We start from the raw sequence: 23,798 nt of genomic DNA on the forward strand, positions 1-23,798 counted from the left end.
GATGAAAGATGAAAAGATAAAGAAAGTACTCCTCTTAGGTTCTGGTGCTTTGAAGATTGGAGAGGCCGGTGAGTTCGATTATTCGGGTTCACAAGCCCTTAAAGCCATGCGTGAAGAGGGTATTTATACCGTATTAATCAATCCTAATATTGCAACTGTTCAAACATCGGAAGGTGTTGCCGATCAGATATATTTCCTGCCTGTGCAGCCTTACTTCGTTGAACGTGTCATCGAAAAGGAGCGTCCTGATGGTATCTTACTGTCGTTTGGAGGTCAAACAGCACTCAATTGTGGTGTGGAACTCTATAAGAGTGGCATCTTAGAAAAGTACAATGTACAGGTACTAGGAACTCCCGTTCAGGCCATTATGGATACAGAAGACCGTGAACTTTTCGTTGAAAAACTGGACGAAATAGATGTCAAGACTATCAAGAGTGAGGCTTGTGACAATATTGAAAAGACTCGTAAAGCTGCTCGCGAACTCGGTTATCCGGTGATTATTCGCGCTGCTTATGCCCTTGGAGGACTTGGTAGTGGTTTCGCTGATAACGAAGAAGAACTAGATAAGCTTGCAGAAAAGGCATTCTCTTTCTCACCTCAGGTACTTGTTGAGAAAAGTTTGAAGGGCTGGAAGGAAATAGAATACGAGGTAGTACGCGACCGTTTCGACAACTGTATTACCGTATGTAACATGGAAAACTTTGACCCTTTGGGCATCCATACGGGTGAAAGTATCGTCATTGCGCCCTCTCAGACATTGACAAACAGCGAATACCATAAGTTGAGAGCATTGGCTATACGCATCATTCGACACATCGGTATCGTCGGAGAGTGTAATGTTCAGTATGCATTCGATCCCAAGAGCGAAGACTATAGAGTCATTGAGGTGAACGCACGATTGAGCCGTTCGTCTGCATTAGCGTCTAAGGCGACCGGTTATCCCTTGGCTTTTGTCGCTGCAAAGTTAGGTCTTGGATATGGTTTGTTCGACTTAAAGAACTCTGTTACAAAGACTACCAGCGCTTTCTTTGAGCCTGCATTGGACTATGTAGTGTGCAAGATTCCACGCTGGGACTTGTCAAAATTCCGTGGAGTAGACAAGGAATTGGGTTCTTCCATGAAGTCTGTCGGAGAGGTAATGGCGATCGGTCGAAACTTCGAAGAAGCCATCCAAAAAGGCTTACGCATGATAGGGCAGGGCATGCATGGCTTTGTCGAGAACAAGGAATTGGAAATAGAAGACATTGATGCAGCTTTGAAAGAACCTACCGATAAGCGCATCTTCGTCATCTCAAAGGCTATGCACAAGGCCTATACGGTTGATCAGATTCATGAATTGACGAAGATTGATAAGTGGTTCTTGCAGAAATTGAAGAATATTATTGATATTGATGAGCAGTTGAAGACATGCAATATCAATACACTTGATAAGGAATTGCTACAGAAAGCCAAAGTTTATGGCTTCACAGATTTCCAAATTGCGCGTGCCGTAGGGCTTGAAGGAGAACTCCATAACATGTTCAAGGCACAGCTATTGGTACGAAATCTGCGTAAGAACTATGGCATATTGCCGGTGGTAAAACAGATAGATACTTTGGCAGCAGAGTATCCGGCGCAGACTAATTATCTCTATCTGACCTATGCAGGAGTACAGAATGATATTGACTTTGAGAAGGATAAGCGCTCTATTATCGTGCTTGGGTCGGGAGCATACCGTATTGGTAGCTCAGTAGAATTCGACTGGTGTGGTGTTCAAGCTTTGAATACTATTCGCAAAGAAGGTTACCGTTCGGTGATGATTAACTATAATCCGGAGACTGTTTCTACCGATTATGATATGTGCGACCGTCTTTATTTCGATGAATTGACGTTTGAACGTGTCATGGATATCATTGAATTGGAGACTCCGCATGGTGTCATTGTCAGCACAGGAGGGCAGATTCCGAACAACTTAGCCATGAAGCTCGACGAGCAAAATGTACCTATTCTTGGTACGGCGGCGCAAGATATTGATGGCGCTGAAGACCGCGCTAAGTTCTCAGCCATGCTTACTCGCAATGGAATCAACCAACCCGAATGGAGTGCTTTGACCAGTATGGACGACATCGGAAAGTTTGTCGAGCGTGTAGGATTTCCGGTATTGGTTCGCCCATCGTATGTTCTTTCGGGGGCAGCGATGAATGTTTGCTCTAACGAAGAGGAACTTGTGAAGTTCTTACAACTTGCTGCTAACGTCAGTGAAGACCATCCTGTGGTTGTATCGAAGTTTATTGAGCACGCCAAGGAAATCGAGATGGATGCCGTAGCTCGCAATGGTGAGATTCTTGCATATGCCATCAGTGAGCACGTAGAGTTTGCCGGTGTGCACTCAGGAGATGCTACCATCGCTTTCCCACCGCAGAAGTTGTATGTTGAAACTGTTCGTCGTGTCAAGCATGTGAGTCGCCAGATAGCTAAAGAACTGCATATTAGCGGTCCTTTCAATATCCAGTTTATGGCTCGTGATAACGATATTTTAGTTATCGAATGTAATCTTCGTGCCTCACGTTCGTTCCCATTTGTCAGCAAAGTGTTGAAGATTAATCTCATCGAGCTGGCTACCAAAGTGATGTTGGGACTCCCTGTAGAGAAACCAAATAAGAACCTTTTTGACCTCGACTACGTAGGAATTAAGGCCAGTCAGTTCTCTTTCAGCCGTTTACAGAAGGCCGATCCGGTCTTAGGAGTGGATATGAGTTCTACTGGAGAGGTTGGTTGTTTGGGTGACGATACCAATGATGCATTGCTCAAGAGTATGCTTAGCGTCGGCCATCGTATCCCTGCTAAGACCGTTCTGCTCTCTACGGGTGGTGCAAAGGAGAAGGCCGGTATGCTTGATGCTGCTAGAGAATTGGTCGAACATGGCTATAAACTCTATGCAACGGGTGGTACCAGCAAGTATCTTGCAGAGAATGGAGTGGCAAACGAACGCGTTTTCTGGCCGTCAGAAGAAGGACAAGAGCCCCAAGCCTTGACCATGTTACATGAGCATAAGATTGATATGGTGGTTAATATTCCTAAGAACTTGACGGTTCATGAACTTACCAACGGTTACAAGATACGCCGTGCAGCTATTGATTTGAACGTTCCATTGATTACCAACAGTCGTTTGGCAAGTGCTTTCATTCATGCTTTCTGTAGCGTACCTTTGGATGAAATAGAGATTAAGAGTTGGTCTGAATATTAATCAGCTAGGCCATATAATATATAAAGAGCGGATGTCCGGTAGGGCATCCGCTCTTTTTCTTTGTGCTTTATCAGTAGTTTCCTTATGCTTGTTTCAACTCTGTGGCAGCTTCGTGTTTTCGCTGTCGCTCTATCACCATATCGAGAAGCTTCTTATTGCGCTTCGGTGTTACCATTCGACGAACGAAGATGTTGGGAATAGCCAAGCCTATGGCGATGAACAAGATAATCAGTGTAGCTCTGATACCATTGTACATAGCCACCGTTACCTCGCCCACAATACCGTGCATATCGATGAATGCAAACAGTGAACGATACATCAATACGCCCGGAATCATAGGGATAACGCAGGGTATAGACAGGCAATGATGAGGCATGTGGAACCAGTGCATGGCTTGCGTACAGATGATACTGATGAGTGCCGAACCCACAAATGAACCTGTAATCAAGCCCATATCCAATCCTATATTATCAGTACTGGGACCTAGATTCACGAAGTTTCGTGTACAGACTGCAATGATTCCGCCTATGGCTAACACTGGTAACAGACGTTTGGGGAAGTTGTATATGGTTGCGAATCCCATGGCCGAGATGGCTGCGGCAATAGAGAATTCAAGATAAGTGTGGTGAGGTATCATACTCAGGTCTTTGACAAAGTTGTCAATACCGCATACTTCTATCGCTAATGCGATACCAAATGCCATAGACAGAACAAACATAAGCGTGATGACAGCACGTGTTATGCCTATCTGGACGTAATTTGTCAGCATGTCGCTTACTGAATTGATGATGGGCACACCCGGCACTATGAATAGCGTACATGCCATCAATGGATGCCACGGAGTGTCTGTATGAAGTACCGAAGCCAGCATATCAGGCATAGCAGCCATAACTTCTGTAGAGAGTGAGAAGTTGGCAAATAGCCAAGCAATGAGTGTTGCTACGAAAGCCGAAATAGCAATATTCACATACGTGTTCGACCCTTTCTTATTCAAGTATGTCTTCAGTTGCATGCCAAACATGGCTGCTATTGAAGCATAGAAGAAGGCGGTCCAGTCGCATCCGAACTGTATACAGAAGCCACCGCAGGCAAATCCGCTGCAAGCTGCTACTTCCCAATCGGTATAACTGTTCTTCTTGTTCTTGATTTCATTCAATGCTTCCTCGTATTGTTCGAGCGAATAGTCTTCCTTTATAGCCAGCCATGATAGTTTACTGATGGCAGTGATGGTGGCCATGTTGATGCCGTGTTTGTCGCAACGCTTGTATTTGCTGTATAAATGGCCGTCGATACACACGTTGACCATCAAGATATTAAAGTTAAAGTAGATATGCATGTCTTCCTCAATGATGCCTAAGAATGCGGCAACACGCTTCATATTGCGCGAAATACGAGCTGTGTCGGCGTTACTCGACATGAGGAGACATCCTGTGTCTAAGAGTAGTTCTAACTTCTTAATGACGATTGCTTCTGAATTACAATTATTATCCATGCTTCTTTTGTAGTCTTTGAAATGATGTTATCTGAATTTTCTGTGCAAAGTTAGTCAAATAAATATTGACGTAAATATGTTTCTGAAGAAATATAAAAAGTCTGCTATCGATTTTGTAGATAGCAGACTTGTAGAATGGGTTAATTCTTGTCTAAATCTAAAATACTAATCTTCTTTACCCCATTGCAAATATCATTATCTGTACCGTAACGATGCGTAAGAACATCGAGAACGGATATACGGTCGCGTAAGCTATGGCAGCCGAGTCGGTCGTAGTCAAATCGTTGCTGTATGCCAGTGCTGCCGGGTTGGTGTTGGCACCCGATAATACGCCCAGCAACGTGAAGTAGTTGAGATGGTATACATAGCGACCTATGAGTCCACCTATTAAGATTGGAAGCAGTGTGATGATGAAACCGAAGGCTATCCAAGTAGCTCCTTGTCGGCTGATAACAGTTTCTACGAACGAGTTACCGGCTCCCAAGCCCACACACGCCAAGAAGATACAGATACCAATCTCGCGTATCATGAGGTTGGCGCTGATGGTATTGTAGGTCACGATGCGATATTTAGGACCGAAACATCCCATCAATATGGCTACGACAAGCGGTCCACCAGTCAGTCCAAGTTTCAAAGGTGCAGGAATACCCGGTATCACGAAGGGTACGTTTGCTAGTATACAACCTAATGCAATACCCCAGAATATGGAGATAATGTTTGGTGTATTGAGGCGTCGCATGGAGTTACCGAGTATCTTCTCGGTATGTCCTATGGCTAATTCTGAGCCGACAACCGTCACACGGTCGCCCATCTGGAGTTGCAATTGTGGTGTGGCTACAAGGTCTACACCCGAACGATTCACTCTCGTAATGTTAGCATTGAAGTTGCTTCTGATTCTTAATTGAGCCAAACTTTTGCCGTTTAGTTCCGGTTTGGTAATTAGAATCCTTCTCGAAATCAACTCTTTCTCGTATGGAGACCAGTCCATCTCAATGGAGTTACCCATCAGTGCGATGATAGGTTCAATGTCTTTAGGGTTGGCGATAATCAGCAATTTGTCGCCAAGATGAATGGTTGTTTGTCCGTTGACGAGTGCATTGTGAGCTGCATTATTGGCATGGACAATACGCGAGATGACGAACTGGCGTTTCACCATAGGACGAATGTGTTTGATGGTCATGCCATCAATCATCTCATTGGTCACCTCTACAGTGAATGTTCTTACGCTTAACTCCTCCAAGTGTCCTAATCCGGTGCGTGCATCCTCATCTTCTTCTTCCTTATTAATTCTAAGGATGTATCTCAAAAGCATGAAAGCTAAGATGACACCGAATATACCTAATGGATAAGTTACGGTGTAACCTAGTGCGATTTCCGGTGCATCAATACCGTTCAAGTCGCTGTTTGCCTGCTGAGCAGCACCTAGTCCCGGTGTATTGGTCACGGCTCCGGAGAGTATACCGGCCAATGTGGTGATAGGAGTCTGCGTGGTGAAGTGCAGCGTGATGGTGATAATCACACTCAAGAATATCGTGATGATGGCTAGCATGGTAAGTGTTTTACCACCCTTACGGAATGAAGAGAAGAAACTTGGACCTACTTGCATACCGATAGAGTAGACAAAGAGAATTAGTCCAAACTCTTTCATGAAGTGCAATAGATGCTCGTCGAGGTTCAAATTGAATTGGCCGAACAGGATACCGAAGAAGAGTATCCACATCAGTCCAAGCGATACATTACCTATTTTGATTTTTCCTAGCGACAATCCCATTGCTATAACAAGGGATAGAATAAGTACGGAGTGGGCTACACCGCCACCCCATAGTCCGGGCATTCCTTGAAATAAGTGCTCGATAATTTCCATGATTGATCGTAATTGATTTTGCAATTGCAAAGTTATTACATTTAATATAGAACATCAAGTGGTGGTAATTATATTCAGAGAGTGCTGTTATTAGTATTTTCGATAGCCATAGTTGTCTTATTGCAAAGTGTCGGCAGCGTTACTGCAATGGCCGAACAGCGTTGCTGCAGTGCTTGTTCAGCATGCTTGCCTCGACTTTGCAGCGAGTTAAGGGGGAGAAATTAGGAGTGGGAAATAAGGAACTTGAGGATGGGAGATAGGCACAATAAAAGGGGAATCGGGTTTAGCCCGATTCCCCTGATGGTCGTTTGTAATATCTTTCTGTTTAATAGTTGTCGTCGTCAGACATATCCTCGGCTTCCATATTGAGGTCGTCCGGATTTTCCTCAAAGGTCGTGCGATAACTCTCTTCTGTCAATTTGTCTTCGTCGAAAACATCCTCATCGTCATCGGGCTCGTTGTAACTATCCTTGATTTCCGGTAAGTCTTCATCATCGGTATCAATGGTATCTCCATCTAAATCCAACTTATCCATATCGTCATCACTATCAAATCTTACCCTTGGTCTTTCTAATTCAGGCTTCTCTTTAGCGAAGATGGCTTCAATCCATCCACCCTTTGGAATTTCAAGCACATCAAATCCGTCGGCTACCTTCTTCTCATACATGCCACCTTTCTTGTGTAGTCTGTCTTTGGGAAGAGTAGTAGTGCTGATGTCGAAACCATGTTCGATGATGTCTCTGATGCTTTGTGAAAGTGAATCCCAGCCACCGCCAAAATTTCGGTCGATGCATTCTAGCAACTTTGTAGCAGAGATATGGTGTATATTTTCGTAGGTAAGATCGGATACACGCATGATGGTGCGTTTCTTCAATGCCCACTTGTTCTTGTTGTTTTCGTCTATTCTGATGCGTCCAATCTTGAATCCGCGGTCTTCATACTTCCTGATGACCTCTGGTTTATCAATCTTAATTTCTTCTGCATCGAATGCACTTTTGATGACATCTATGTAATGTCTCATGTTATCCTTGAGGTCTGCATCTTTCTCAGCAGCCTCCCACATACGGAATATGTCATTCTCCTGAATATCCCATACATTGCTTTTGCTTAGCGTCTTTAGGGTTAATACTTTCTGTTGTCTCATATGTGTGATTGCTATTTATCTTACCTTAAACTCAGTCTTGGATAGCGCTGCAAAAGTACATACTCTGTATCATATTCACAAACTTTTCAAAAGGATTTTTTGTATTTCTCCCCCTTATTCTCTATTTTTGCATACATATATGAGTGAACCGTTAGCAGAGCGAATGCGACCCAAAACTTTGGACGATTATGTCGGCCAAAAACATCTCGTAGGAGAGGGAGCCGTATTGCGCCAAATGATAGACACAGGTAGGATTTCCTCGTTTTTGTTATGGGGACCACCGGGTGTTGGAAAGACTACACTTGCACGTATTATTGCCAATAAGTTAGACACTCCGTTCTATACTTTAAGTGCTGTGACAAGTGGAGTAAAGGACGTTCGCGACGTCATAGCAAAGGCCAAGGAAAGCAGATTCTTCAATACCGCATCGCCAATCTTGTTTATTGACGAGATTCATCGGTTTAGTAAATCGCAGCAGGACTCCTTGCTTGGTGCAGTGGAGCAGGGGGTGGTGACATTGATCGGGGCTACGACGGAGAATCCTTCGTTTGAAGTGATTAGGCCGTTGTTGTCACGTTGTCAGTTGTATGTTTTGAAATCGTTGGAGCAAGACGATTTATTGGAACTGCTCCATAAAGCTATTACGACGGATATATATTTGAAAGAGCGCCGTATAGAACTGAAAGAGACCGGAGCCATGTTGCGGTATAGTGGTGGAGATGCGCGTAAATTGCTGAATATATTGGAACTGGTAGTAGAGTCGGAGGGGAAGAACGATGTGGTGATTACCGACGACTTGGTAGTAAACCGGCTGCAACAGAACCCTTTGGCCTATGATAAAGAGGGGGAAATGCACTACGATATCATCTCAGCATTCATCAAGAGCATCCGTGGGAGCGACCCTGATGCAGCCTTATACTGGATGGCTAGGATGATAGAAGGCGGTGAAGATCCTCAATTTATCGCTCGCCGACTGGTCATTAGTGCCTCCGAAGATATAGGATTAGCCAATCCCAACGCTCTGTTATTGGCTAATGCGGCTTTCGATGCGGTCATGAAAATAGGCTGGCCTGAGGGGCGTATCCCGTTGGCGGAGGCTGTTGTGTATCTCGCTACGAGTGCCAAAAGCAATTCAAGTTATCTTGGTATTGATGCAGCGTTGGAGAAAGTGCGACAGACAGGAAACCTTCCTGTGCCGCTACATTTGCGTAATGCTCCGACCAAACTGATGAAACAGTTGGGTTATCATGATGGTTATAAGTACAGTCATGACTATCCTGAGCACTTCGTACAGCAACAGTATATGCCCGATGAACTGGTGAACGACAGGTTATGGCATGCACAACCCAATGCGGTAGAGACGAAGTTGAAAGATCGCATGACTCGTTTTTGGGGTGATAGATATGAGAAGTAATATATATAAAGGTATAAAGATATTGATAAAATGAAAATCGTTGAATTGGATGCTCATGCTATCAACCCCGGAGATCTGTCTTGGGAAGGGTTGAAATCATTAGGCGAATTTGTGGAATATGAACGTTCTACGGGCAAAGAAGTTGTAGAACGAGCCAAAGATGCTGACGTGGTACTGACCAATAAGGTGTCTATTCGTGAGAAAGAAATGAGCCAATTGCCTAAGTTGAAGTATATTGGTGTGATGGCAACAGGCTATAATACCATAGACTTGGAGGCAGCTCGGAAACGTGGTATTGTCGTGACAAATATTCCGGCATATAGCACTGATAGTGTGGCGCAGATGACTTTTGCCCATATTCTTAATATTATGAATCGGGTAGACCATTATGCTGAGCTTAACAGACAAGGCAAATGGAGCGACAATCCCGACTTTTGTTATTGGGATAGTCCGTTACATGAGATTGCCGGTAAGACGCTTGGTATCATTGGATTAGGCAATATTGGTATGAAAGTAGCAATGATTGCTAAGGAATTCGGAATGGATGTATTTGCTTATACAAGCAAGAATTCGGCTGATTTACCTGATGGCATTCAGAAAACAACGCTTGATGGACTGCTCTCTGTGAGCGATATTCTGACTTTGCATTGTCCACTTACGCCCGAAACAAGGGAGATGATTAATAAGGAAACCATCAAGATGATGAAGCAAGGTGCTATTATTATCAATACCGGGCGTGGTCCGTTGGTTGATGAGCAAGATGTGGCTGACGCGTTGGAAAGTGGCCAATTGGCTGGATATGGGGCTGATGTGATGTACGAGGAACCTCCTCGTAAAGACAATCCATTGCTCCGTCAGCCCAATGCTTTTATAACTCCGCATGTGGCATGGGCCACTTTTGAGGCACGCAAACGCTTGGTTGATATTTGTGTAGAGAATGTGAAAGCTTTTATTGATGGTCATCCTATTCATGTAGTAAACTCATAATAACATGTTCTATCAAGATCCTGAGGTTGTTCGTACGGTTCAACAAGTTCTAGAATTCGTCGGTACTTTCGCGTTTGCTATATCAGGTATCCGTCAGGCGGCGGCTAAACATTTCGATTGGTTTGGCGGTTTTGTGTGTGGATTTGCTGTTGCTATTGGTGGCGGAACGCTGCGCGACGTCATGTTAGGGACCACTCCTTTTTGGATGACATCGTCTATTTATATCGTTTGTACGGTTATTGCGCAGTTGTTTGTGATTGTTTTTGCACGGTCACTTAATAAGTTGGACAATGCGTGGTTGGTTTTTGACACCATAGGTTTGGCTCTGTTTACCATTGCCGGTATGCAGAAAACCTTGCAATTCGGTTATCCTTTCTGGGTTGCCATCATCATGGGATGCATTACCGGAGCCGCTGGTGGAGTGATAAGAGATGTGTTTCTCAATAAAGAACCGCTTATTTTCCAGAAAGATATTTACGCCATGGCTAGTATCTCAGGCGGTTTGGTGTATTGGGGGCTTGTCTCTTTAGAGGTAAATGTGGGTATAGCGTCTATTGTTACGTTTTTGATTATCTGCGTCATTCGCTTCTTGGCCGTTCGATACCATATATCATTGCCTATTTTGAAAGATGAAAATGGAGGTTGATATTTACCAACAATAAAGCCCGACAAGTGTCGGGCTTTATTGTTTTATGCTTGTTTGATTATTTATTCAAATACAAATTTCAGGATAAAGATAATGGATAGAGCTATCAACATGGGGTTGAGCACCTTGAATTGTCCTGTACATAACTTGATGATGACATAGGCAAGGATACCTAAGCAGATACCATCTGCGATAGAATAGCAAAGTACCATCGTAATCATTGTGATGAAAGCAGGGAATGCTTCGCTCACATCGCTAAGGTTAGTCTTCTTTACACAGTCAATCATCAAGACTCCTACGAGTACCAATGCACCACTGGTAGCTGCGCTGGGAATAACCAAGAATAACGGACTCAAGAACAAACTGAGCAGGAACAGGCATCCTACAATGAACGAGGTGAGTCCACTTCGACCGCCTTCAGCAATTCCTGAAGCGCTCTCAATGTATGTTGTGATAGTGGAACTTCCTAGCATTGCACCGCAAGTAGTACCGATAGCGTCGCTCATCATGGCCTCTTTTACATGTGGAATGCTACCGTTCTTTTCTACGATACCGGTTTTTTCTGATAAGCCAACGAGTGTTCCGATGGTATCGAAAACGTTGACAATAAGAAGTGTGAACACCACGATGACCGTGTTGAAGTTCATCAATCCGTCGAAATCAAACTTCCAAAAGACAGGTGATATATCCTGTGGAGTGGAGACGGGAGACCATCCTGACTCCATTTGAGTGACTCCCATGGGGATTCCAATGATGGTTGCTGCCAAGATGCCATAGAACAAAGAGCCTTTCACATTCCTTGCCATGAGGATTCCACTGCCCAAGATGGCGATGAGCCCTAATATACATTCAGGTGTAAAAGCACCTAGACCAACGAATGTTCCTTCCTTGGCTACGATGATACCGGCATTCTTTAATCCGATAAAAGCGATGAACATACCGATTCCGGCACTGATGGCGTAACGCAGATTCAGCGGGATTGAGTCGAGAATCATTTCTCTGACGTTTAAGAAAGTAATCAAGATAAAGATGATACCTTCTATCAACATGATGGTCAAACTCTGTTGCCAAGTGTATCCCATAGCCTGACATAGGGTGTAGGCAAAGAATGCATTCAGTCCCATACTGGGTGCTTGGGCAAATGGAAGCTTTGCCATGAAAGCCAGCAAGAGCGTGGCTATGGCGGCAGCTATGGCCGTTCCGGTGAATAATGCACCTTTATCCATACCTGTTGTAGCTAGGATAGCGGGGTTAACAGCAAGAATGTAACTCATCGTTAAGAAGGTTGTGGCGCCTGCAATAAGCTCCGTCTTCACCTTCATGGTCTGTGGATTGAATCCAAGTGCTTTTTCAAGAAAACTCATATTGATTATTTATGTTAAAGGATTTATTTGTTGTTAGTTAGCCAGTCGTCCAATATCATGCGGGCAATACTTAGTTTTTCGGGGATGGTAGGTAAGGTCTCTTTAGTGAACCAAGCCCCTTTGCTCAGCTCATCGGTCTGCAATTTGATTTCACCGGACACATAGTCGGCATTAAAACCTACCATCAATCCACTGGGATAGGGCCACGGCTGCGACCCAAAATAGCGCAGATTGGTGATGGTGATGCCAGTTTCTTCCATCACTTCGCGATGAACTGCCTCTTCCAAGGTTTCACCTGTCTCCACAAAACCGGCTACAAGACCGTAGAAATTGGTCTTGAAGTTCTTTGCATGAACCAACAAGACTTCATCATCGCGATGTATCAACACGATAATAGCGGTTGCCAACTGGGGCCAAACTTCCTTTCCACACGATGTACAACGCTTACTGATGTCGGTATGCATGCGCATTGGGGCACCACAAACACCACAGAATTGCGTATTCTTATCCCAATATAACAGCTCATGACATTTACCTGCTTTCAGGTAAAGTTCCATGCTTAGTTCATAATACGATGCGCGTAATCCGCACATTTTGAATCCCGGATAATCTGTTATTGGCGCATCAACGCTGAAAGCCTTGGCCGGTGTACCGTCTTCTAAGGCTGGAATGTTGATTACATGTGTCCATGGTTTGAGGGCAACAGGTGGTTCTTCTTCACATGGGATGGAACAACTACCGTCTTCCCGACACTCTAATAGAATGTCTGATTTACAAAATACAAACCAATAAGTCTTCATTATTTAATGTCTTTCGGATCTTGTGCGCGGCCGAAGAGTAGCATACTGTCGCGTTTAGCAGCTTCACGTGTCCATGCTTCCGGTATAAATTTCCAGTTGTTATTGGGCTTCGGATCCATTACCTTCGTCTTTTCTATTTCCTTCATCAAGTAGTATCGTTGGTCTTTCTCGCTTCTCCAGACGATACGACTCTCCAAGCTATCACGCGGAATACCTGCTCCTCGTGTGAGCAACTCGCCTCCACCGTTTCCCCGATAGCTGTTGATAGCTACCTTATACCATTCATTCTCTTTGAACGGACGGCCGTCGGCCATACTGATAATACGTACCTTTTGTCCGTCGGGTTTAGTCACATCTACCTCATAGATGATTCCTGCAGCGCTGTCAAAGTTGAATGTAAAGTTCTTGAAACCAAGTCGTTGTTGGTCTCCTTTGGTATCGGCCAAAAGTAAAAGATGGTCGTTCGGGCTCTTCATCGTGTTCACCCATTGATCGTAACTCATCTCCAAATGCTTACGAATTTCTTCACCTGTGAGCCGCATCACGTAGAGTTGGTTCTCAAACCTATACAGGTTGAACATATCAGATACATGCAACGTGCCGGCTTTGATGCTTGCATCGAAAGCCAAAGGAGCGTTGAAGGCTACATCGGCACCGGTAATCTGCAATTGCAAATTGAGTATTAAGTCGGTAAAAGCAGAGCTGCCGAAATAGCTATCGCGTGTATAAATGGTGTTCTTAAAGCTACCTATTTCACGATTAACAAAGGTATTCACTTTGTCTATATGATCTTTGAAGTAGGCCATGTAAGCCTCGTCAACAGGTTGATTAATCATATCTACCAGTTTTCCTACGACCTTTTTGTCAATCATCTTACCCTTTTTGTTGAGGGTGACGGTAATCTCTGCGTCAGCCACAGTAATAGCGTTGTTAGCTGGATCTAGGCAAACTACCAGTTTACCAGCCACATTTTGTATAGTCTCATTAGAACGTGTGTGGTCGTGACCGAACAATATGAGGTCGAATCCGGGTACCTCTTTGGCTACACGATGTGAAGCGTTCTCCTCGTATTCGTCTGTCTTGATACCGTTGTCTTTACCACTATGGAAGAGGCCGATAATGATATCGGGATGCTCGGTATCTTGAACTGTCTTCACCCACTTACGTGCCGAAACTACCATATCTTCAAAGTAGAGTTCCGACCATAGATTCTTAGAGAGCCAACTGGGGATAGCCGGAGTCAGCATACCGATGATAGCAATCTTCACACCATCCTTATTTAATATGGTATAAGGCTTTACATACGGTTTTTGAGTCTTGGTATCGATGATGTTACAACCCAACATGGGGCAGTTAATCTCTTTTATCCATTTGTCGTACACAGCATGTCCTGTCTCTACATCGTGGTTTCCTACGGACTCGGCATCATACTTCATGTAGTTGATAATGTCTGCTGCCACGTTCCGTTCTTGCGTAGCTATGTAGTTATAGTAGTAACATGTAGGTTGTCCTTGGAGTATATCGCCATTGTCGAGCAACACTACGTTGTTGCCATAATCTTTGCGTAGCGAGTTCACATAGCTGCTCACTCTAGCCAATGTACCTGCTTTTGGTTTGCGATTGATAAAATCGTAAGGGAAAAAACTTCCGTGTACATCGCTCGTTTCAATCACTCTGATATTGATGGTTTTATTCTTTCCCATGGCGTATGTGGAAAGGCAGAGAGCCATGAGACATGCAATGAAGATTCTTTTCATTTTGCTTTTTCATTTATGTGTGCAAAGATAGCGTTTTTTTATGAATGCGGCATGGTTTTTGCTTACTTCTTATTAAAGAATAAAAGAGTACAGAAATTATGGCATTTATAGATTATTACAAGATTCTAGGCGTCGATAAGAGCATCCCACAAAAGGATGTCAGGGCGGCTTATAGGAAGCGTGCAAAGCTGTTCCATCCCGATTTGCATCCCAATGATCCGAAAGCGAAAGCCAAGTTTCAAGCATTAAACGAGGCTTACGATGTGTTGAGCGACCCTGAGAAACGCCGCAAATACGACCAATATGGTGAGAAGTGGCGCGAGGCCGATATGTTTAATGGTGGCAGAGGTGGTGGAAACTACCAGTGGTCTTCGGCCGGTGGTGGTAATCCTTTCGAGGGATTCGACTTTAATAGCTTTGGTGGAGGCGGTTTCTCCAGTTTCTTTAAAGACCTTTTTGGAAGTGGTCGAACTGCCAATACTGGTCGTTCGGCTCGGCAAAGTTCGGGTAGTGTGAATGCCGAAGTGAACATAGACTTTTATACAGCTTTGCTTGGTGGCGAGGTAATCGTACAGTTGGGTGATGGAACTAAGATTAAGTTGAAGATTAAACCCGAAACACAGAATGGCACAAAGGTGCGATTGCGTGGCAAGGGAATGAATCGGGGAGATGGTACTTTCGGCGACTTGATAGTCACCTACAACGTCACTCTGCCCACGGGATTGACCGAACGACAGAAGCAATTGCTTCGGCAGATGCAACAGGGATAAAAGGATGAGGATGCAGAATTGTTCGCATTCTCATCCTTTTTTGTATCTTTGTATTCGTATAAACAAATAAAACGATGCAAGTAGTTTACGAAGATAATCATCTCATCATCGTCTCTAAACGTAGTGGAGAGATTGTTCAGGGCGATAAGACTGGCGATACACCGCTTAGCGAGACGGTGAAAGCATACATCAAAGAGAAATACCAAAAGCCGGGTAATGTATTTATAGGTGTGATACACAGGCTAGATAGGCCTGTGTGGGGACTCGTTGTCTTTGCCAAAACATCCAAGGCTCTTTCGCGAATGAGTGAGATGTTCCGTACCGGAGAGGTGCATAAGACCTATTGGGCTATTACTCGTAACGTACCCAAACAGCTCGAAGGAACCCTTACACATTGGCTTGTGCGCAACGAAAAGCAGAACAAAAGCTATGCTTACGACCATGAAGTGCCACGTTCGAAGAAAGCTGTTTTAAATTATAAGGTAATAGGTAGGTCGGACAACTATACGTTGATAGAGGTAGAATTGCTCACTGGACGACATCATCAGATACGTTGTCAGCTCGCAGCAATGGGGTGGCCTATCAAAGGCGATTTGAAATATGGGGCTCAGCGTAGCAATCCCGACGGCAGTATCTCACTGCTCTCGCATCAAGTAGCGTTCGTTCATCCTGTGTCTAAAGAGTCATTGTGTGTTGTAGCTCCATTACCCGAAGACCGTTTGTGGAGTGCTATTGCGCCGTGAAAGTAGCCATTTATGCCTTTTAAACTTATCCTTCCTCGTTTCAAAGTTTTGTTTCTTGTCTACTCGTTAACTTGTCTACTACCTGACTGCAAGGCCGTGGCAGTTTTGCTGACTAACCCTTGCAGTATTGCTGCCGAGCCTAGACATGAATGTTGCCAAGCCACTGCAGTAATTTCAGAGTGAGGAGCTAGGGGTGAGAAGTGAAGAGTTTGGAAGATACAAATAGTAATGGTAATGATGTGTTGACAAATTGACGAGTAGACAAGTAAATAAATATTAGGGAAAAGATGTGAATGGGTGAAAGATACTGGTAGTTGTAGTAGAGATGGGAGGTCGCCCGTCTCTACTGTAATTAATGTAGGCTTTGGAGCTCAGAGATGGTAAGTTGGAATCGGTAGATCAGTATCGAGAACCTTAAATAATGCAGTTATAGGCTTATCCCACCTATTATAATATAGGCCTTTTTGAAAATTATAGCTGAAGGCATTCGCCATTCTATTAAAAAATAGCTAACTTTGCATGTAGCTAAGAATGGGCTGTCTGCTGCCCGAAAACAGTATTAGATTTCTATGAAAAAGAAGCTGAAGTGGGTCGCTGTCGTTATTCTGACGCCGATACTCTTGTTTGTCGTGCTCGCATTGTTGCTCTATTTCCCTCCCTTTCAGAATTGGGCGGTAGCTAGAGTGGCTGCCTATGCTTCTGAAAAAACCGGTATGGAAATCTCTGTAGAGCATGTGAATCTGGAGTTTCCGCTTGATTTGGGAGTCGAAGGCATCAAGGTGATTCAGCAGAATGATTCTCTTCCACAGCAAAAAGATACGGTGGCAGACATCCGTAAGGTTGTAGCCGATATTCAACTTTGGCCTTTACTCAAGCAACAAGTGCAGATAGACGAACTCGCATTCATCCAATTAAAAGTGAATACGACTAACTTTATTCACGAGGCAAGGGTGAAAGGTACGATCGGAGAACTCAATCTGAAAGCTCATAGTATAGATTTGAAGGCCGATTCTGTGAAGATTGACGATGCCAATCTGAAAGATGCACGAGTGAATATTGAGTTGAGTGATACTGTTCCACCGGACACTTCACAGCAGAAAAGCTACTGGAAGATATCAGTGAATAGGCTTAATGTGGAGCGTACAGACGTGACTGTACACATGCCGGGCGACACCTTGCAAGTGCAAGCTTATATGGGTAAGGCTGTGGCTGAAGGGGGGTATTTTGATTTATACAAAGAGTTGTATCAGGTAAGGAAACTTGATTGGACAGCAGGACGGCTGAAATATGATAACAATTTTGAAATATTCGCTAAAGGATTAGATTATAATCATCTATCAATCAGTAATATATCGCTGGGCCTAGATTCCTTGGATTATTGCAATCCGAAGCTTGTTATGAACTTACGTGAGTGCCAGTTCGACGAGAAAAGTGGCTTGCAAGTGCAGCAAATAGCTGGGCGTGTGCTGATGGATTCGACGAAGTTGTATCTCTCAAAGGTTACATTTAAGACGTCGGAATCATCGCTTCATGGTGATTTGGATATGGACTTGAATACTTTTGCCGATCCCTCCCCCGGGAAATTCAATGCTACCGTGCATGGAAGATTCGGCAAACAAGACCTTATGATATTCATGAACGACATGCCGCCAGCATTCCGTAGGGCGTGGCCCAGCTATCCTTTATCTGTCGATGGAGTGGTGCGAGGTAATATGAAACGTATTGTTTTGGCGGGTCTGAACGTAAAATTACCTTCTGCCTTCGATGTCCGAGCTACCGGATATATACAGAATCCCACTGATGCCAAGCATATGAAAGCTAGCTTGGACTTGAAAGCTGCGAGCTATCGGATGGACTTCCTGACCGCATTATTGGACAGGGAACTGATGAAAACGGTTCGAGTACCGAGTGGAATCACGTTTAATGGGCATGTAGAAGTGAATGGACAGAGCTATGCATCAACTTTTGTGGCCGGTCAAGGAGGCGGTAGATTGAGCGGAACTGCTCGTTTCGACGCGTCAAGAATGTCTTATACGGCTCGTCTCACGGCTTCGCAGCTACCACTTCAGAACTTTGTTCCCAACATGGATTTACATCCTTTTACCGGATTTGTAGATGTTTCGGGTGTCGGGACAGACATGCTTTCGCCCCGAACACATCTTGTGGCCAAGGCACGTATACAGAAATTCAGATACGGGAAGTATAATCTAGACAACACGACGGCTGATGCTACGGTGAATCGTGGGCTTGCTCGTGCCGATATTGTGAGTAAAAACGACTTGTTGAAAGGTAATATACATCTGGATGCAAAATTGAATAGCAAGCATGTGGATGCTAAAGTGATGTGCAATCTAGATAAAGCCGACTTCTATCATCTACGCATTGCCGAGACGCCTTTGACTGCTTCAATGCGTGCCAATGTAGCTTTGCAGATCGATATGAAGCACTTTTATATGGTCAAAGGTACCATGCAAGATGTTGTCATAGACGATGGGAAGCAGATATATCGACCCGGTGGCTTGGATATAGATATGTTGACGCGCCGTGATACAACTCATGCTGTGCTCAATTGCGGTGATTTCCACTTGAAGATGAATGGTCGTGGAGGTTATGAGCGATTGATGGCGCAGGCTAACAGTTTCATGAAAGAAGTGCAATTGCAACTCAAGAACAAGCGGATAGACCAAGTGAAGTTGTGGCAAAGATTGCCCGATGCCAACTTGTATTTGGTGAGTGGCAAGGATAACTTCTTTGTACATATGCTCAATCGTTATGGTTATCAGTTCGCAAGTGCTGATATTAATGTGGTGTCTTCGCATGTAACAGGGCTTAATGGTCGCTTGCAAATCGACTCATTGGTAGCTGATAGTATGCTATTAGATACTGTTCGGTTTAATATTTATTCTACGAATAATGCCTTTACATATTATGCTCAGGTGCGCAACAATGCTAGAAATCCACAGTATGTATTTAATGCGCTCTTCGATGGAGGGCTACATGAACGGGGTGCTAACCTCAAAGTAAGGCTCTATGATGCCAAAGATAATCTTGGAGTAGGGGTCGGTTTGACAGCTTCTATGGAGTCGAATGGCATTCAATTGCATTTGGATGACCAGCCAGTATTGGGCTATAAGACTTTCTCGGTGAACGATAGTAACTTCGTATTCTTGGGTGATAACCGACGCGTAAGGGCTGATTTGAAGTTACGTTCGGCTGATGGAATGGGCGTACAGGTTTATTCTGATGACGAAAACGAGGAAGCATTGCAGGACATAACGTTCAGTTTGAATCAGTTTGATTTAAAGAAAGTACTCTCGGTAGTGCCTTATACGCCTGATTTAGCGGGTATCTTGAATGGCGATTATCACCTGATACAGACCAAAGATGAGTTGTCGGTATCATCTAATATGACCATAGATAATATGGTATATGAAAAGAGTCCGATGGGCAATGTGGGTGCTGAGTTCGTCTATATGCCTAAGGCTGATGGTAGTCATTATGTAGATGGCATTCTCATGCACAATGGTTCGGAGGTGGCAACGGTCAAAGGTACATATCTATCTAAGGGAGATGGCTATCTAGATGCAACGCTTGGATTCGATAAATTGCCCTTGTTGATGGTGAATGGATTTATCCCTCAGCAGTTGTTTGGGTTCAAAGGATATGCCGAAGGAAGCCTAGATGTCAAGGGAAGTTTGAGCAAACCGAATGTCAATGGAGAACTGTATGTGGATTCTGCTTACTTGGTTAGCCAGCCGTATGGAGTGGAAATGCGATTCGATAATGACCCTGTGACCATCACAAACAGTCGATTACTTTTCGAAAACTTCATGATGTATTCGCATAACGATAGTCCGTTAATAATGTCAGGGTATCTGGATTTCGCCGATTTAGACAACATGTTGATGGATGTAAGAATGCGTGCGGACAACTTCTTATTGATAGATGCTAAGGAAAACTTGCGTTCCGAGACTTTTGGTAAAGCCTATGTAGACTTCTTCGGAAGAATGAATGGACGTGTTGAGAACCTACAGTTGAGAGGCAAATTGAATGTTCTTGGCTCTACGGATATGACTTATATACTCCGTGATTCAGAGCTTTCTACCGACACACAACTAGATGAACTCGTGAAGTTTACAGACCTTCAAGACTCTATACAAGAAGTTGTTGAACGGCCAAAGCCCGAAGGTTTCAATATGGCATTGGGCATTAGTATCGATGAGGGAGCCCATGTCGTGTGTGCATTAAACGCAGATAAGACCAATTATATAGACCTAATGGGGGGTGGCGACCTACAAATGACGTATAATGCAGTAGACTTTGTCGGGCTGAAAGGGCGTTATACGCTTAACAGCGGTGAGATGAAATACTCGTTACCGGTTATTCCTTTGAAGACGTTTAACATTCAAGATGGGAGTTATCTAAGCTTTACGGGCGATCCAATGAACCCGAATCTTCATATTACGGCGACCGAAACCGTGAAAGCAACGGTCAATGAATCGGGCAGCAATGGGCGAGTTGTGGACTTTACATGTGGTGTGAAGTTGAGTAAAACACTCAATAAACCGGGCGTAGAGTTTATTATTGATGCCCCCAATGATATGACAATAGCTAATGAATTGAACACGATGTCGACCGAAGGTAGGGGTAAAGTGGCCATTACCATGCTTGCTTCGGGTATGTATTTGGTCGATGGAAACACCAATGCGTTCTCTATGAACAGTGCATTGAGTTCATTCTTACAGGGTGAAATCAGCAAGATTACCGGCACAGCCATGCGTTCTATGGGTCTTGATATAGGCATGAGTGTCGACAATGCCACTACTTCGAGTGGTGCAATGCATACTGATTATAACTTCCGTTTTGCTAAACGACTGTGGAATAATCGTTTGAAAATCATCGTAGGAGGTAAAGTTTCCACTGGTTCGGAGTTGGAACAAACTCGTAGCAATACTTTCTTTGACAACGTGGAAATGCAATATCGACTTGACCAAAAGTCGAGTAAGTACCTCCGTTTGTTCTATAACAACAGCACCTACGACTGGTTGGAAGGATTAATCGGGGAATATGGGGTCGGTTTTAAGTGGCGTCGGAAACTTGATCACTTCAAAGATATATTCCGATTCAATACTCCTAAGGGGAATGAACTGCCTGCATTGCCTGCCGATTCAGTAAAAATGAAGAAGAAAAAATGAAAAGGAATGCCAATAAGATAGTCGTGCAAGTGTTGTTAGGAGCCATTGTTCTGTTAGCAACACAGTTGACTTCATGTTCTTCAACAAGCGCTATCCCCGATGGTGAACAACTTTATACGGGGTTAGAGAAGATACAATACACCAATTACGAAAAGAATTTGCATGCTGAAACCACTCAGTTGGAAATGGAATCGGCACTTGCTGCCATTCCCAATGGATCGCTTTTTGGCAGCAGTTATTACCGTACGCCTTTCCCAATACGCCTTTGGATATGGAATGCCTTTTCTCAATCGGAGTCTACTTTAGGCAAATGGATGACGAAAACATTTGGCACTCAGCCTAAACTAATGAGCCAAGTGAATCCTGATTTGCGCTCTTCGGTGGCCGAATCTCAGCTCAAGAAGTTCGGTTATTTCAATGGAAAGGTGACTTATAACATCAAAACCGGACATAATCCAAAGAAAGCCAAGCTCTCTTATACGGTCGATATGGGACATTTGTGGACAGTAGATACACTGCAATACACAAACTTTCCGATGACAACAGATAGTCTTATACGTGCTAGTAGAGCCGATGCGCTCATCAAGAGGGGGTATCCGTTCAGTGTATCTACACTGGATGGCGAGCGTCAGCGCATTGCCCGATTGCTCCGTAACAATGGTTTCTATTACCAACAAGCAGGTTATAGCTCTTATTTGGCAGATACTTTGAATGCTAAAGGCAAGGTTGCACTCAAGCTACAGATGGCAGATAGTTTGGATACCGATGTACTTACGAAATGGTATATAGGCAAGGTGACATATAATCTGAGACGTTCTTTCCTTGATACATTATACAATTCGACTACCCGAAGAGCTATAACCATTAACTATAACGGTCGTAAATCGCCCATACGAACAGGTGTTTTGCTACGTGGTCTGCGTCTTCGTCCACGTAAGTTGTACTGTTTGGCCGATGAAGAAGAGACAACCAAGTATCTACAAGGCACAGGATTGTTTGCCAATAGCGATTTGGTTTTCACTAAAAGAAGCGAAGATACGGAGACGGATACCCTCGATTTGTCTGTCAATTGTGTGATGGAAAAGAGGTATGACTTCTATGTTGGAGCCAATGCAAAAGGTAAGACTACGGGGCGGATGGGGCCTGAACTCGTACTAGGTTTTACCAAGTTGAACACTTTCCGTGGCGGTGAAAAGCTCGATATTAACGTTCATGGTTCTTACGAATGGCAGACAGCCCATCGCTCTGAAGGTGCTGCTGCGCAGATAAACTCTTATTATTATGGTGCAGACGTGGCTTTGGTACTTCCTCGATTGTTGACACCTAGGAATCTGTTTGGATTCCGTCGAGATTATACCAAGCTGCTTGACCGCAATCGTCGACATTATTATTTCATGCCGACAACAACTCTTAAAGCTTCATCAGATGTGCTTAACAGAGCCGGATACTACAAAAGACATGTGGTATCCGGCGAACTTACGTATGATTTTTGGACCAGTGCACAGTCTCATCACAGCTTTAGTCCCTTGATACTTTCTTATGAATACATGACGAGTACGACACATGCGTTTGACAGCCTGTTAAATACAAATGCCTATTTGCAGGTTTCTATGCGCGACCAATTCGTACCAAAGATGAGCTATACTTATCAGTATACCAGCCCATCTACTTATCGTAATCCTATCACTTGGTCGGCTACAGTGAGCGAGGCCGGCAATCTAATCTCGTTGGGATATATGGTTGCGGGTAAGAAATGGGACGATAAGAATAAGAAGATGTTTAAGAATCCTTTCGCACAATTCTTTAAGCTGGAGGGCGACTTTGTGAAGTTGTGGCATTTGTCAGAGTCTTCTTATATCGTGGGACATGCTTCTGCCGGTGCAATATGGAGCTACGGAAATGCTACGAAAGCCCCTTATTACGAGCAATTCTACATAGGTGGTGCCAATAGTGTGCGTGCGTTTACGGTCAGGAGCATCGGACCGGGACGTTACAAACCTACGTCTTCCAAGTATTCTTACATAGAACAGACGGGCGATTTGAAACTTTTGTTCAACACGGAATACCGTACGAAACTCTTCGGAAGCCTTCATGGTGCTGTATTCTTGGATGCCGGCAATGTCTGGACACTGAAAAAAGATGAGGCACGTCCCCAATCCCAGTTCAAGTTGAATCGCTTTTACCGCGATATGGCGGTGGGAACAGGTGTTGGCTTGCGTTATGATATGGGCATGTTTGTCATTCGTGTGGACTGGGGAATAGGTCTCCACGTGCCTTATGATACCGGAAAAAGCGGGTTCTACAATGTCTCCAGCTTCAAGGATGCACAGAGTATACATCTTGCTGTGGGCTATCCGTTCTAGCAAAATAACCTTTGTGGAAATGTTCGGGTTCTC

14 protein-coding genes are annotated in these 23,798 nt (G+C 44.1%); 8 read left to right on the plus strand and 6 right to left on the minus strand.

Going from position 1 to position 23,798, the window contains the following annotated elements:
• Position 1 precedes the first annotated feature (1 nt).
• Entirely contained in the window at positions 2-3,226 is a 3,225-nt protein-coding gene (gene carB, locus AC1EK4_RS02605) for a carbamoyl-phosphate synthase (glutamine-hydrolyzing) large subunit (protein ID WP_036895889.1), read from the plus strand.
• 82 nt (positions 3,227-3,308) lie between these two features.
• Here carB and AC1EK4_RS02610 read toward each other — a convergent pair whose 3' ends face one another.
• The 3 genes from AC1EK4_RS02610 to AC1EK4_RS02620 form a co-directional block, all read right to left on the minus strand.
• Positions 3,309-4,718 (minus strand): threonine/serine exporter family protein, encoded by a 1,410-nt coding sequence (locus AC1EK4_RS02610; RefSeq protein WP_062432620.1) that lies wholly within the window; start codon positions 4,716-4,718, stop codon positions 3,309-3,311.
• Between the two features lie 175 nt (positions 4,719-4,893).
• Complete coding sequence (locus AC1EK4_RS02615) at positions 4,894-6,582, minus strand: putative transporter (RefSeq protein ID WP_062432623.1); 1,689 nt, start codon at positions 6,580-6,582, stop codon at positions 4,894-4,896.
• A 325-nt stretch (positions 6,583-6,907) separates the two neighbouring features.
• On the minus strand, positions 6,908-7,726 hold the full coding sequence (locus AC1EK4_RS02620) for a hypothetical protein (protein WP_480356912.1): 819 nt from the start codon (positions 7,724-7,726) through the stop codon (positions 6,908-6,910).
• A gap of 139 nt (positions 7,727-7,865) precedes the next feature.
• Between AC1EK4_RS02620 and AC1EK4_RS02625 the strand changes: the two genes are divergently transcribed.
• Genes AC1EK4_RS02625 through AC1EK4_RS02635 form a run of 3 tightly spaced genes read left to right on the plus strand, consistent with a single transcriptional unit; the run spans position 7,866 to position 10,773 of the window.
• Positions 7,866-9,140, plus strand: coding sequence for a replication-associated recombination protein A (locus tag AC1EK4_RS02625; protein WP_062432626.1), 1,275 nt, complete (start codon positions 7,866-7,868; stop codon positions 9,138-9,140).
• Positions 9,141-9,170: 30 nt separating this feature from the next.
• On the plus strand, positions 9,171-10,127 hold the full coding sequence (locus AC1EK4_RS02630) for a D-2-hydroxyacid dehydrogenase (RefSeq protein WP_062432629.1): 957 nt from the start codon (positions 9,171-9,173) through the stop codon (positions 10,125-10,127).
• 4 nt (positions 10,128-10,131) lie between these two features.
• A complete protein-coding gene (locus AC1EK4_RS02635) occupies positions 10,132-10,773 on the plus strand; it encodes a trimeric intracellular cation channel family protein (RefSeq protein ID WP_036895879.1) in 642 nt (213 codons plus the stop codon).
• A gap of 62 nt (positions 10,774-10,835) precedes the next feature.
• Here AC1EK4_RS02635 and AC1EK4_RS02640 read toward each other — a convergent pair whose 3' ends face one another.
• The 3 genes from AC1EK4_RS02640 to AC1EK4_RS02650 are packed head-to-tail and all read right to left on the minus strand — an operon-like array spanning position 10,836 to position 14,694.
• Positions 10,836-12,137 (minus strand): NCS2 family permease, encoded by a 1,302-nt coding sequence (locus tag AC1EK4_RS02640; RefSeq protein WP_480356913.1) that lies wholly within the window; start codon positions 12,135-12,137, stop codon positions 10,836-10,838.
• A gap of 23 nt (positions 12,138-12,160) precedes the next feature.
• Positions 12,161-12,937, minus strand: a complete 777-nt coding sequence (gene nudC / locus AC1EK4_RS02645) for an NAD(+) diphosphatase (RefSeq protein WP_036895876.1) — start codon at positions 12,935-12,937, stop codon at positions 12,161-12,163.
• Positions 12,937-14,694: a bifunctional metallophosphatase/5'-nucleotidase gene (locus AC1EK4_RS02650; RefSeq protein WP_062432635.1), complete on the minus strand. Its 1,758-nt coding sequence runs from the start codon at positions 14,692-14,694 to the stop codon at positions 12,937-12,939. The genes nudC and AC1EK4_RS02650 overlap by 1 nt, the downstream gene beginning before the upstream one ends.
• A gap of 98 nt (positions 14,695-14,792) precedes the next feature.
• Between AC1EK4_RS02650 and AC1EK4_RS02655 the strand changes: the two genes are divergently transcribed.
• The 4 genes from AC1EK4_RS02655 (at position 14,793) to tamL (ending at position 23,765) form a co-directional block, all read left to right on the plus strand.
• Positions 14,793-15,464: a DnaJ domain-containing protein gene (locus AC1EK4_RS02655; RefSeq protein WP_036895873.1), complete on the plus strand. Its 672-nt coding sequence runs from the start codon at positions 14,793-14,795 to the stop codon at positions 15,462-15,464.
• A gap of 74 nt (positions 15,465-15,538) precedes the next feature.
• Positions 15,539-16,207 carry an RluA family pseudouridine synthase gene (locus tag AC1EK4_RS02660; protein WP_036895871.1) on the plus strand — a complete coding sequence of 223 codons (669 nt, stop codon included), beginning with the start codon at positions 15,539-15,541 and terminating at the stop codon, positions 16,205-16,207.
• Positions 16,208-16,776: 569 nt separating this feature from the next.
• Positions 16,777-21,402 carry a translocation/assembly module TamB domain-containing protein gene (locus tag AC1EK4_RS02665; protein ID WP_480356914.1) on the plus strand — a complete coding sequence of 1,542 codons (4,626 nt, stop codon included), beginning with the start codon at positions 16,777-16,779 and terminating at the stop codon, positions 21,400-21,402.
• A complete protein-coding gene (gene tamL, locus AC1EK4_RS02670) occupies positions 21,399-23,765 on the plus strand; it encodes a translocation and assembly module lipoprotein TamL (protein WP_480356915.1) in 2,367 nt (788 codons plus the stop codon). Before AC1EK4_RS02665 ends, tamL begins: the two co-directional genes overlap by 4 nt.
• Positions 23,766-23,798 lie beyond the last annotated feature (33 nt).

The organism is Prevotella sp. C0026C3, assembly GCF_056590795.1.

Coding starts and splice junctions, on each gene's coding strand:
- AC1EK4_RS02665 (WP_480356914.1), top strand. CDS start 16,777: ATGAAAAAGAAGCTGAAGTGGGTCGCTGTCGTTATTCTGACGCCGATA.
- carB (WP_036895889.1), top strand. CDS start 2: ATGAAAGATGAAAAGATAAAGAAAGTACTCCTCTTAGGTTCTGGTGCT.
- nudC (WP_036895876.1), bottom strand. CDS start 12,937: ATGAAGACTTATTGGTTTGTATTTTGTAAATCAGACATTCTATTAGAG.
- AC1EK4_RS02635 (WP_036895879.1), top strand. CDS start 10,132: ATGTTCTATCAAGATCCTGAGGTTGTTCGTACGGTTCAACAAGTTCTA.
- tamL (WP_480356915.1), top strand. CDS start 21,399: ATGAAAAGGAATGCCAATAAGATAGTCGTGCAAGTGTTGTTAGGAGCC.
- AC1EK4_RS02650 (WP_062432635.1), bottom strand. CDS start 14,694: ATGAAAAGAATCTTCATTGCATGTCTCATGGCTCTCTGCCTTTCCACA.
- AC1EK4_RS02625 (WP_062432626.1), top strand. CDS start 7,866: ATGAGTGAACCGTTAGCAGAGCGAATGCGACCCAAAACTTTGGACGAT.
- AC1EK4_RS02640 (WP_480356913.1), bottom strand. CDS start 12,137: ATGAGTTTTCTTGAAAAAGCACTTGGATTCAATCCACAGACCATGAAG.
- AC1EK4_RS02615 (WP_062432623.1), bottom strand. CDS start 6,582: ATGGAAATTATCGAGCACTTATTTCAAGGAATGCCCGGACTATGGGGT.
- AC1EK4_RS02630 (WP_062432629.1), top strand. CDS start 9,171: ATGAAAATCGTTGAATTGGATGCTCATGCTATCAACCCCGGAGATCTG.
- AC1EK4_RS02655 (WP_036895873.1), top strand. CDS start 14,793: ATGGCATTTATAGATTATTACAAGATTCTAGGCGTCGATAAGAGCATC.
- AC1EK4_RS02610 (WP_062432620.1), bottom strand. CDS start 4,718: ATGGATAATAATTGTAATTCAGAAGCAATCGTCATTAAGAAGTTAGAA.
- AC1EK4_RS02620 (WP_480356912.1), bottom strand. CDS start 7,726: ATGAGACAACAGAAAGTATTAACCCTAAAGACGCTAAGCAAAAGCAAT.
- AC1EK4_RS02660 (WP_036895871.1), top strand. CDS start 15,539: ATGCAAGTAGTTTACGAAGATAATCATCTCATCATCGTCTCTAAACGT.